The following is an 11,228-nucleotide window of genomic DNA, read 5'->3' on the forward strand; positions in this document are numbered from 1 at the left end:
AGGTTACAATCGACTTTGAACTTGTAAAATGAACAAATTGCCATTGTATTTGTTTGAACTTTCGATTTGATGTTTATAATAGTCGATCTGCATACCCATTTGTATTCTAGCACCGTAATTTTTTAAGAATTCTAAACTGAACATGGGGACGATAGATTGTCTTGGATTGGAATTTTGCCTAAAATCAGTATCTAAATATTCGTACCTGCATGAAAATTCAATAGCTTTTAGGTTTTTATAATCAATTTCATAACGCATATTGGGTAAGAAATAAGCACCTCGCATTTGATATTGATATATGTTTTCTAGTCGATTTGTTTCTTCAAGACTGAAATATAAATTGTGATTAATCGCTTGTTTTGCCTCTATTTGAAAATCCATGTTCCACTTTTGAGCAAGTTGAAATTTGGATGATATATCAAATGCTAAAGCGTGTACATTTCTTTTAAATACGGTACCCGTACCCCCGTTTAATCCCACACTAAAATCATATTTTTTGGAAAGATCAAACACAATACGCGTTAAAAATTGTTTACCATTATCCTTGTCCGAAACCTGATTTTTTCCATTTCCATTAACTACAGAAACAGCATACCGCATAGGTATGGTACCAATAGGTAGTGTTCCGCCAACAGAGGCTCCTATCTGAAAGCTTGTCCAACCATTTTTACCAAACTCTGTATATTGATTTGACCATTCTAATGATTTTATAATATCCACGGGGTATGTTTCTTCTAGTCCGAACCAAGGCCTGAACTGCCCTACGGTAATAGCAACCTTAGGATTAAAGCTATATCTCAGATAAGCGTTTTCTAAAACTCGTGTTTTGGGATCATTTTTAAAATCTGCGAAGTTGGCTAAAGCTACAACTTCTACTCTTTTACTGATCTGTCCTTTCACTTGTGCGCGCATATATTTAAGAGAAAAGGAGTTGTTGGTACCCTTGTCATCTATATGATGAAGACCTTCTACATCAACATTTTTTTTAAGACTTGTGGTGAATCGACCTTGAAAAAGACCTTTGAATTGAAATTTAGGATAACTATCCAAAATTTTTCCTTGTGTACTATCTGGAACCTGGGCGCGAACAGCGTGACTTTTCAAAAGTAAAAAGCTGATCATGACACTTATTACAAAAGGTAAAAGTTTTTTCATATAAAAAAAATTAATGTGAAAAGAACAAGGTAATCATTGGTATAAATTTTAATTTATACTCTAAATATAATCGTATAGTTGGTTATTTAATGGGCAATTGTTGTTCTGCTCATATAGTAAATGTAAGGAGTTAAATCTATATAAAAAAGGAAAAAATATAATAATTCAATATTTTTTTAAGTTCAATAGTAGTTGTATGTTGTTTATTGGAAAAATACTTCAATAAAAAGTAATATGCTGTTGTCTAGGTGAAGAATGATGAAAACCTATTTACGTCAATTTTTGTGAGATAATCTATGTAATGTAAGTAAGATCATGCTTGCATGGAGACTTTTATTATGCCTGGATCGGGGAGGTGATCTGATAAAAAGCCTTCGTCAGTTTATGACGAAGGCTTGATGTCTTTTTTATCTCAAGTACATTTTAAATCCTTTTTTGACAGGTCATATTAATTGCTTTGAATGAGTTTATCCAAAGACTTTTTAATTACTGGATCAGCATAATCGCGCCCACCTTCCAGTCGATCTACCAGTTCTCCCTTTTTATTAATGATTACTGTCGTTGGAATAGCGTTTCCTAAGAACTCAGATGGTATTTCACCATGGGGTGCATAAACTTGTAAATCATATTTATTTTCAGCCATGAATGCTTTCGATTTATCCATCATACCATCTACATCGACCATTAAAAATATAATTTCATTAGTTCCTTTAAAAGACTGTTTTAGGGAATTAATAGATGGCATTTCATGAATACATGGAGGACACCACGTTGCCCAGAAATTAATGAATACTACTTTACCCTTTAATGAGCTTAACGTAATATTTTTTCCATTTTCATCTGTAAAGGAAACCTCATTAGCTTGGTGTGTTGGACTTGATGTAGCACTGTCAACAGTTGTTTCGATTACCTGCGAATTTTGCGTATTGTTAGTTTTTGAATTGCAAGATACGGCAGTAATACACGTCACGATCAGAAATATACCGATCATTTTCTTATTTAAATGGATTATCATATCTATTTCTATTTACTTATTTTACCTTCTTTTATTTCTTCCGATGGTTTCAGTATGATTTGACTACCTGCTGATACCTGACCAAATATTTCTGTTAAAGTATCCAAATATACACCTTCCTTGATTGGAATACGTTTTATTTCCTGATTGTCTAATATAAATATAAATGTACCACTCTGATTAGTCAGAATACTTTTTTTAGGTACCCAAGTTGACGGTTTATTACGTTTTAACATAAGTTTGACTTGTGCATAATCTCCTCCTTGTAATTCTCCAGATGTATTATCTACGTCAAATTCTAGTGTTAGTGATCGATCATGTTGATCTAACAATCCAGATGTACGTGAAAGTGTCGTCTTAAATATTTTTCCAGGTTGAGAACTGACAGTAAAATTGGCTCGTACGACTTGTTGTACTGATGCAGCATGTTTTTCTGGAAGAGATAGAGTTAAACGTAATTTATTTCCTTGAGCAATCGTAAATAGGGATTGGTTGGACGATGAACCCGCCAATGCGCCAATAGATACACTTCTTTCAGTGATTACGCCATCGAAAGGAGCTGTGATACGTAGATATTGCTGTAATTGTGAGGTATGTGAAGTACCTGCTCTAGAAGATTCGAAAGCAGCCCTTGTACTTTCAACATTACTTTTCGCTCTCTCTAATTCAATTGCCGCTATGGCACCCGATGTTGTTGAAGCATCTTTTAAGCGATCATATGCTTGCCGAGCAAAAAGATAATCACTGTAGATCTTCTGCTCTGTAGCTTTGTCAGATAAATACCGCTGATTCATTTCGGGAGCTTCTAATACTGCTAATAGTTGGCCTTTGCGTACATGATCTCCACGATCTACATATAGCTTTTTTACAAATCCTGATACCTTTGCAAATACCGCTACCTGCTCATAGGGTCTTAATTCCGCAGGAATTGAAATTTCGTATTCTGGATTGATAAATTGTACGGATGCTGTTGGATAATTTATTCTTTTTTCAGTTTTTTTTGTTTCCTTATTAATCTGATTTTCTTGCTGTAAGCATGCCGTAAGTGTCATTGATAAAGCAAGTGCGAGGGTCAGGCGTATAGTTTTATATATTGATATTGCAGAGTACATGATCGTAGAGTTTAAATGAATTATGTTGTTTGATTAGAAAAAAACTGGCTTTCCTTATCATCAGGATCAAGAGATGGACTGATAATAGTTGTTTTGGACATAAGAGACGAGAAAAAGTGTGGTAAGAGAAGCAGAATAGCTAGGGTAGATGCAATAAGCCCACCAATAACGGCTCTACCTAATGGTGCAACTTGCTCTGCTCCGTCACCTATGCCTATGGCCATCGGCAACATACCAGCTAGCATGGCAGCAGCAGTCATTAATATAGGTCTCAAACGAGATGATGCTGCTAGTCTTGCTGCATTTACTGGTTTCAAAGCCCTATTTCTCCTATAATATTCGGCTTGATTAACAAGCAATACAGCATTGGATACTGATACACCGATGGACATAATTATTCCCATATAGGATTGTAAATTAAGTGTGCTGCCGGATAAAAAAAGTATAATTAAACTTCCAGTAATCACCGCAGGAATAACGGATAAAATAATTAATGGAATTTTAAAAGATTGGTAATAAGCGGATAACATCAAGAAAATAGCGATAATCGCTACTGCTAATCCTGTCAACAGGCTCCCTAATGTGTCATCCAGCAGTTGCATTGTTCCTTCTGTCCATACATTGATACCCCGAGGAGGTTGTCCTACATCATTGATTGCTTTTTTTACGGCTGCAGACGCTGTACCTAAATCCTTATTGTAAACATTGGCGATAATGGTGACATAACGATTGGGACCTTTACGGTTTACTTGTGCTGGAGCTGTCACTCTGCGTACTGTTGCAACATCTTCTAGTAGAGGGCGAAGATTTCCTTTTTTTAACGGAAGTGACTTGAGCATTTCTTCTGATGACATGATCTGCTCGGGGATTTGTACCTGAACTTGAAAAACAAGTCCTGATTTAGGATCTACCCACAGATTTTTATCTGTAAATCTAGTAGATGATGTAGCCGTAATCAAACTTCGTGTGATGTCTTGCATGGTTAAACCAAACTGCCCCGCAAGATCACGATTGACTTCAATTTCTACTGTAGGATATTCCAGCGGTTCTGCGATGCGTACATCTCTTAAATATGATATTTCTTTTAAATTGGATTCAATTTTTGCTGCAAATGCACTTGCAGCCTTTAATTGCCCAGCTCCGACTTTAACTTCAATCGGAGTCATGGCTCCTTGTCCCATTATTTTTTCAGTCAGCTCCATCGGTTCAAAATTTAGCTGTACATGTGAGTGCTTTTCGTTTATTTTTTTTCTTATTTCCTCTTTGAGGTCCTCCATGGAATTTTTATAGATCTCTTGATTAACGGATACTTGCAATACCGCTTCATGAGAAGCACTGGTAAACAGAAAAATAGGATTGATTGGGGATGTTGGCGGATGCATCCCAATAAAAGCTGATGTGATCGTAGTTCCATTGTCAGGAAGCATGACTTTGATATCCTCTGTTATTGCTTTGACAATTTGTTCTGTTTTTTCAATTCTACTTCCTTGTGTTGCTTGGATACGTATCTGAAAATCTCCACTATTGGAAATAGGCATCACATCTGTACCGACGAAGTTCAATAATAAGCAGGTTGCAGTTCCAGTGCATAATACGTACACTATAAAAAGGGATAATGATTGGGTAGACCATTTCCTTATCCTATACGAATAGTTGAGGCTGAATTTTTCAAATAATACTCTTTTTCTTGGTATTTTCTTTATCTCTTGATGCTTATCTTTCATAAACCAATTGGCCAATATTGGAACAAAGGTTTGAGAAGCTATAAATGAGGCAATCATAGCAAAAGCTACAGCCATAGAGAGAGGAATAAACATGTCTCTAGGAATACCTGTCATGATAAAGGCAGGTGTCAACACAGCAAGGATACAAAGTAGAATTAACAATTTAGGAACAGAAATTTCAAGTAATGCATCGAGAATAGCTCTTTGCTTACTTTTTTTCATTTCCATATGCTGGTGTATATTTTCAATGGTAACTGTGGCTTCATCAACCAGGATGCCGATCGATAATGCAAGACCACTCAATGTCATGATATTGAGTGTTTGGCCAAAGAAGTATAGTACCATAACAGCTGAAAGAATAGCAATCGGGATAGTAAGTACCACGATAATTGCTCCTCGACTATCACCCAAGAATAAGAAGATCATTAATCCGGTAAATACGGCTCCCAATATACCTTCATGTATGAGATTTGTTAATGAACGTTCTATATATTTTGACTGATCAAATTCATAACGGATATTTACATCTTCAGGAAGTTGATTTTTTAACATACCCATTGATGATTTTAAATTATTAACAGCATCAAGTGTCGAAGCATCAGCTTTTTTAATAATGGGCAAGTACACAGAACGCTTTCCGTTGATCAAGGCATAACCTACAGTCTGATCCGCCGCGTCAGATACTGAGGCTACATCGCGTACGTAAATGATGCGATTGTCTGTTGTTCTGATAGGAGTGTTTAAAAATTCTTCCGGATTTTTGACTATTGAGTTAATGGGAGCCATTAAATTTTCATCTGCGATACGGATGTTTCCTGCAGGAGATGGAATGCTACTTTTTGTAATGGCTATGGTAATGTCTTCTGGACTCAGACCTTTTGCTTGCATGGCCTGGGGATCAATATCGATCACTATAGAACGTGTGCTTCCTCCAAATGGTGCAGGAGCCGTAATACCAGGAATATCAACGAACATGGGCCTAATTTTCGTTAGGACAAGGGTCTGTATTTCGTTGATTGAGAGCTTGTCACTTTCAAATACCAATTGCCCGACAGGGAGTGAACTTCCATCTAAGCGTACGACCATAGGAGGTACTGCTCCTGCAGGTAGAAAACCCATGGCTCTTGAAACTGATGTTGAAACCTCTCCAGCCACTTGTGCCATATTAGTGCCCGGATAAAAGGTAAGTTTCATTAGGCTTAGCCCTTGTACACTTTTAAAGTCAATGTTTTTGACACCACTTACAAATAAAAGTACCTTCTGAAATTCATTTGCCATAAATCCATCCATGTAGGCTGGAGATAAACCCCCATAAGGCATAGCGATATACATGGCAGGTAGTTCAACTTCAGGGAAGATGTCTACATTTATTTTTTTTATTGTACTGTAGGAAAAAAAGGCGATCGTAATGACTGCTACCATGATAGCAATGGGTTTCCTAAGTGCAAATCTAATTAGATTCATGTCTATGTATTAAAGGTTATTAAAAAGATAGTCAAAATCGGCAGCTAACTCTGATTCATGAGCCAATAATATCCAGTAGGAAAGTGAAGCTTCGATATGATTATTTTCAGCTTGTTCTAATAAATTGCGGATTTGTAATAATTCACTCAGTGTGATCAATCCACTCTTATATCGAGCGAGATACATGATATAAGCATCTTGAGCTTGTTTAACAGCAATTTGGGATTTTTGGATCTGTTTATATTTCCAGATGCTTTTTGTTTGAGATGCAGATAGATCAGCTTGCATAGCTTGCTGATATTGTGTCTGTAATAACTTCGTGCCTTCAGCTTCTTTTAATAAGCTTTCTCCTCTAAATCGATTAGTATATAGGCTCGTTATATTCCAGGTTAATCCTATTCCAACCAACAAATTGTTGGTGCTATTTTTAAACCCATCTTGCCACGCATTTGAAGTTTTTTCAGTGGTGCTAACACCTGTTCCCCGATATCCATAACCACCTAATAATTTCAAAGAGGGCATGGCTGCTTTTTTTTGTGCTTCTCCTGTATGGATGTAATATTGTGCTTGTTTTTCTAATGTAACTAATACTGGATGTGTATTTGATATGCCTTGATCAGCAAGCAGATGATATTTTTCTTTCGGATTAGAAAAGCGATGAATAGATGAAGTGTAAGTCAGATTTTCTCTGCCATATAATTCTTTGAGTTTGATGTAAGATGAATGCTTATTACCCATCCAATGGTCATACTCGCCTATTGCCTGCATATAAGAAGAGGATGCTAAGAGACTGTCAGCTGCAGGTTTAAGACCGGATAAGGCTAAACTGGAACTGATTTTGCGAATATCGTCTAATCGTTCGGTGTTTTTCTTTGATAAATCTAATTTTGCGTTATGATAGAGCAGTGTAATATAGCGTTCGGATAGTACTTTTTTGAGGTTGAGAATGTATGCCTCTTGCTCACTGACTTTTTTCTGAAATAACATCTGTGCTGCTTCATTTTCATTTTTAATTCTACCGAAGGTGAATAATTCCCATTCTATAGTAGCAGACGCGAAACTATTTGCGGCTAGGCGGCTATTTTCTTGTGCAGTTGAATTGCCACTAACATTGAAAAAACCGGGTTGTGGAAAAAAAGCTCCTGCATTACCTTCATATGTCCCGAAAGTATTTTGTACCTGCGTTTTTAGTTGCGGAAGACTACTAGTCTTTATAGCCATCGCTTTTAACTGGGCAGCATGTGCTATATTTCTTTTAACCCCAATTCCGGGATAATTCTCTTCCACCTGTTGCCATAAATTGCCCAGTGTATGATCGATTTGTTGCTGTCCGTATATTGGCGATAAGGACGCAATGGCAAACCACAAATATGTAGTTGCCACTATGTGTTTTATCATAGTGATTATAATTATTATGAGACCGTTGGTATATCAACGATCTATCTTGAATAAAATAGAAGTTTTGCCTATTAAAGTGATGATCAATAGGAGTACGGGGAGGTGAAAAAGAATATTAAATTTGGAGATTACGATCTCGTATAAAGATGGGTATGGAACTTGATAATTTTAATTTTCCATAATGTGTAGGTACTTGCAGCCTGCCAGTAGTAACGCTAAAAAGCAGCAAAAATGCGATTGTAAATAAGACTGTTGGTGTATAATCACTAGCCTTATAAGAAATAGTTTGTGATATGTGTGTGTCTGTGATTTCAGCACTGCTACATTTATCCTTACTGCTGCCTGAAAATAAATTTCCGTTTTTTACAGGGGCTTGTACTGTACTGATTTGGATATCAGCCCAGCTTTTGATACTACTTTTTACTGCACAGGAAGTCAAAAGCACAAAAAAAATCGTGACAATGATAAATAAGATACGATGAATTTTTTTTGTTATGTTTAATCTATAGCAATTCATATCGTCGTAAATCTAGGGCTTTTTATATGATTCAGCAAATATTTCCTACTGGTTTTTGTTTTCTAACAGGTTTGTTGCTTAAGACATAATCTTTATACATTGTATTTTAATCTATTTTTCGTAAAGGACATCATGATACTTAGTACGACCCATATTCCGAGTTTTTGGATCCCATTTGGATGGTATGAGGAATTCCTAGTGGAGAATACGGTGCTTTTGCCCTGAATGGTTATACGGAAATAAATGGATGTTGGCCTGCTTTGTTGGCTTTTGCTGCTAGGGCGCACATGTAGACAGTAACTTGATTGCTCATTGTGGTGGTGTTTTATTTCAATATTCAATTTATTCCATTGGATATAAACTGTCAAGATGTTCAACAACTGGTCAGGTAATGCCTTTGTTGGGTGTTCATCTAGAGGTTCATTTTAGCGAGACCCTAGCTAACCATTTTTTAGGGTCTCGCTGGAAATGAGATGTATTGAAAAAAACGATATGGCGTATAAAAGAAAAACCCTACAAATTGTACAATTTGTAGGGTTTTGATACTTTCTCCTTTTTAGGATGCGGAGAGCGAGGGATTATTACATGATCCCTTAAAGGGGGAGGCTTCATCATAAAATAAAGCCATTCGCTATGCTCATTTACTTTGTTGTTTATGTCTTATTGTTGGAGCAAGCTTCCAAAAGTCTATAAACAACAAAAGCCCAAATTACTTTGGGCTTTATTTTTTGTTGGCGGAGAGCGAGGGATTCGAACCCCCGGACCTATGACAGTCAACAGTTTTCAAGACTGCCGCATTCGACCACTCTGCCAGCTCTCCGCGACAAAAGTACGAATTTTAACATTGCTACCAAATTTATTTTGATAATATAATCACTTTAATGGGATATAAGAGGGGATTTTATTGATATTAAGGGCTTTAATTTTATTTATTTTATGATTTAGGATGGGAGTTAAAGGTGTATTAAATGATAAACATAAACTTTTAGTGTTTAAAAAGAAATGATGAGATCATGGAAAAAAGTACATTTTGTCTTTGTTTTTCTCTTGTAGGGTTATAAAAAACAAATTTTGAGATCATATGTTATGATATAAATAAAAGTTTATACGTATGAAATTACTCAAAGTTGCACTCGTCGTTGGCAGTTTAAGAAAGGAATCATTCAACAAAAAAATTGCTAGGGCTGTTAGTGAGTTCAAGGTTGGAGGTCTGCATTTTGAAAATATTGAAATCGGGGAGCTACCTTTATATAATGAAGACTTGGAAGAAAATGAGCCCCTTGAATGGCAAAATTTTCGAAAGGAATTGAAGCTTTATGATGCGGTATTGTTTATTACTCCCGAATATAATCGATCTTTAACCGCAGTACTTAAAAATGCATTAGATGTGGGCTCAAGACCTTATGGCAAAAGTGTATGGGATGGTAAACCTGCTGCTATTATCAGCTGTACAGCGGGGGGATTAGGTGCTTTTGGAGCTAATCATCATCTTCGTCAATCTTTAGTGTTTTTAAATATGCCAACTCTCCAACAACCAGAAGCTTATTTAAGTCATGCAGCCAATCTATTTGATGAGTCAGGCGCATTAATAGATGCATCTACTCGAGATTTTCTAAAGTCCTTTCTTATTAAATTTAAATCGTGGATTGAAAACAATATAGAAGAGAAAAAAGTATAAAGCAAAAAATCCTCTTTACTTTTGTAAAGAGGATTTTAAGTACGCCCATCAGGATTCGAACCTGAGACCGTCGGTTTAGAAAACCGATGCTCTATCCAGCTGAGCTATGAGCGCGTGTCCCTTTCGGTGATGCAAAAGTACTTAAATGATCTATATTTCCAAAACTTAAGTGCTTTTTTTTTAATCAAAAACATTAAGTCCTTGCTTTTCAAGCTGATTAATTTTTGAGTATTTAAACTAAAAATTGGGGATTGCTGTGAACGGAGTCGATTTTAGTAGTCATTGATAGTTATAATGAATATTTTTTCATTATAACTTGATAGATTGAGCGTATATGGGATATGTCACGGTGTATTGTCTTGAAAGTTTGATTTGAAGAAACTGTATTCCTTAATCATGTTTTAAGGTAATCCGTTAACTTATTCACAGTCCATATCAGTTGTACCTATATGTTCGATGGTTGTTATAGTTAGCCACTTAGTGTAATTGGTGTCGATAGGTTTGTCACTTGAATAAATATTGTCTCCATAATCTATCCGCATAATATCTTCAGGTAGATTTACTTTGTCCTTGGGTAATTGAAATAGTTCTTCCAGCTTGTTCTTTGCTATACTATCTTTAAAGGTTACAAATATCTCTTGTAAACTGCCGTTTTCAAAACTAAGACCAATATCCTTAATTAATGGGGAAATTTTAGATGTCAATGTCGATGGAAATTGTATGCCTTCATAATAGGCATCGGTCAATACACAGGGGTCTCCTTTATTAATGTAGTTGTTATGATCGCAATTAAATATGGAATCTCGATAATCAAAATGTTTTTCGATGATGCAGCCTATTTCTGCTGGATTTTTTCCTGCCCAAGATAATATTGGATAAGCGTAGTGCCCATCAAAACGTGATTTTAGTACAGACGCTATTGTACTTCCAGTAGAGTTGTTACAGGCACTACTTAGGATTAAAAAAGAAAAAAATAGGATGCTGGATATTCTTAGCATGTAAGTTTTTTTGTGAAAAAATATTAAACCTTGAAGTTACAAAAAAATATTACCGTGATGCGAATAGTATGTCTAAATAATCAATTTGTTACTGAAGCGGAGTAGGAAAAAAAATAGCTTTAACATATATGTTAAAGCTATTGATGTGGTGCCAGCTGGATTCGAAC

The 11,228-nt window shown here is 35.9% G+C and carries 8 protein-coding genes and 2 tRNA genes; 1 reads left to right on the forward strand and 9 read right to left on the reverse strand.

Features of this window, described 5'->3' with window-relative positions; genetic code table 11:
* Positions 1–3: 3 nt before the first annotated feature.
* The 7 genes from B3P23_RS18905 to B3P23_RS18935 form a co-directional block, all read right to left on the reverse strand.
* Positions 4–1,155 carry a porin gene (locus tag B3P23_RS18905; RefSeq protein ID WP_045754916.1) on the reverse strand — a complete coding sequence of 384 codons (1,152 nt, stop codon included), beginning with the start codon at positions 1,153–1,155 and terminating at the stop codon, positions 4–6.
* 448 nt (positions 1,156–1,603) lie between these two features.
* The gene (locus B3P23_RS18910; protein WP_045754917.1) at positions 1,604–2,170 is read right to left on the reverse strand and encodes a TlpA family protein disulfide reductase; all 567 of its coding nucleotides are present in this window, start codon (positions 2,168–2,170) and stop codon (positions 1,604–1,606) included.
* Between the two features lie 8 nt (positions 2,171–2,178).
* A complete protein-coding gene (locus B3P23_RS18915; protein WP_293928741.1) occupies positions 2,179–3,282 on the reverse strand; it encodes an efflux RND transporter periplasmic adaptor subunit in 1,104 nt (367 codons plus the stop codon).
* A gap of 20 nt (positions 3,283–3,302) precedes the next feature.
* Complete coding sequence (locus B3P23_RS18920) at positions 3,303–6,470, reverse strand: efflux RND transporter permease subunit (RefSeq protein ID WP_293928743.1); 3,168 nt, start codon at positions 6,468–6,470, stop codon at positions 3,303–3,305.
* A gap of 9 nt (positions 6,471–6,479) precedes the next feature.
* Positions 6,480–7,868, reverse strand: a complete 1,389-nt coding sequence (locus B3P23_RS18925; RefSeq protein ID WP_293928745.1) for a TolC family protein — start codon at positions 7,866–7,868, stop codon at positions 6,480–6,482.
* 115 nt (positions 7,869–7,983) lie between these two features.
* A complete protein-coding gene (locus B3P23_RS18930) occupies positions 7,984–8,385 on the reverse strand; it encodes a hypothetical protein (protein ID WP_293928747.1) in 402 nt (133 codons plus the stop codon).
* A 732-nt stretch (positions 8,386–9,117) separates the two neighbouring features.
* Positions 9,118–9,205, reverse strand: a tRNA-Ser gene (locus B3P23_RS18935).
* A 291-nt stretch (positions 9,206–9,496) separates the two neighbouring features.
* Here B3P23_RS18935 and B3P23_RS18940 point away from each other — a divergent pair.
* Positions 9,497–10,063 (forward strand): NADPH-dependent FMN reductase, encoded by a 567-nt coding sequence (locus tag B3P23_RS18940; protein WP_293928749.1) that lies wholly within the window; start codon positions 9,497–9,499, stop codon positions 10,061–10,063.
* A 40-nt stretch (positions 10,064–10,103) separates the two neighbouring features.
* On the opposite strand, the gene B3P23_RS18945 is transcribed toward B3P23_RS18940, so the two are convergent.
* Together B3P23_RS18945 and B3P23_RS18950 are read right to left on the reverse strand one after the other, a co-directional pair.
* A tRNA-Arg gene (locus B3P23_RS18945) sits at positions 10,104–10,177 on the reverse strand.
* A 305-nt stretch (positions 10,178–10,482) separates the two neighbouring features.
* Positions 10,483–11,061, reverse strand: a complete 579-nt coding sequence (locus B3P23_RS18950) for a hypothetical protein (protein WP_248754159.1) — start codon at positions 11,059–11,061, stop codon at positions 10,483–10,485.
* Between the last annotated feature and the right edge of the window lie 167 nt (positions 11,062–11,228).

The organism is Sphingobacterium sp. UBA6320 (assembly GCF_002440335.1).
In the GTDB taxonomy this organism is placed as follows: domain Bacteria; phylum Bacteroidota; class Bacteroidia; order Sphingobacteriales; family Sphingobacteriaceae; genus Sphingobacterium.

What these genes read in the sequence shown, in the direction of transcription:
- B3P23_RS18910 (WP_045754917.1), bottom strand. Translation starts at nt 2,170, where the DNA reads ATGATAATCCATTTAAATAAGAAAATGATCGGTATATTTCTGATCGTG.
- B3P23_RS18930 (WP_293928747.1), bottom strand. Translation starts at nt 8,385, where the DNA reads ATGAATTGCTATAGATTAAACATAACAAAAAAAATTCATCGTATCTTA.
- B3P23_RS18905 (WP_045754916.1), bottom strand. Translation starts at nt 1,155, where the DNA reads ATGAAAAAACTTTTACCTTTTGTAATAAGTGTCATGATCAGCTTTTTA.
- B3P23_RS18915 (WP_293928741.1), bottom strand. Translation starts at nt 3,282, where the DNA reads ATGTACTCTGCAATATCAATATATAAAACTATACGCCTGACCCTCGCA.
- B3P23_RS18925 (WP_293928745.1), bottom strand. Translation starts at nt 7,868, where the DNA reads ATGATAAAACACATAGTGGCAACTACATATTTGTGGTTTGCCATTGCG.
- B3P23_RS18950 (WP_248754159.1), bottom strand. Translation starts at nt 11,061, where the DNA reads ATGCTAAGAATATCCAGCATCCTATTTTTTTCTTTTTTAATCCTAAGT.
- B3P23_RS18920 (WP_293928743.1), bottom strand. Translation starts at nt 6,470, where the DNA reads ATGAATCTAATTAGATTTGCACTTAGGAAACCCATTGCTATCATGGTA.
- B3P23_RS18940 (WP_293928749.1), top strand. Translation starts at nt 9,497, where the DNA reads ATGAAATTACTCAAAGTTGCACTCGTCGTTGGCAGTTTAAGAAAGGAA.